The following is a 290-nucleotide window of genomic DNA, read 5'->3' as shown; positions in this document are numbered from 1 at the left end:
CAGTGCGGCCTGTGCAAGTCGACCTGTCCGGAGAAGGTGATCACGCTGGTGCCGCGGCTCGATTTCGGCGCCGCAAGAGCCCCTGCCCGCATCCTCAAGGAGGAGGAGCCGTTCTCGTGCATCCGCTGCGGCAAGCCGTTCGGCGTCAAGAGCACGATCGAGCGCGTGATCGCCAAGCTCGAAGGCAAGCACTGGATGTACAAGGATTCGCCGCGCAAACTCGACGTCATCAAGATGTGCGACGATTGCCGCGTCAACTTCGTCGCCGAACAGGGCTTTGAATCCTACGG

At 62.1% G+C, this 290-nt stretch carries 1 pseudogene; it reads left to right on the top strand.

From position 1 onward, the window contains the following. Positions 1-290 (top strand): annotated as a pseudogene (locus OZ411_RS43530) (4Fe-4S ferredoxin); the annotation flags it as partial.

Source organism: Bradyrhizobium sp. Arg237L (genome assembly GCF_029990105.1).
Lineage (GTDB): Bacteria > Pseudomonadota > Alphaproteobacteria > Rhizobiales > Xanthobacteraceae > Bradyrhizobium.
Note: the sequence above shows the minus strand (reverse complement) of the source record. Positions and strands in the feature narration are given on the sequence as shown.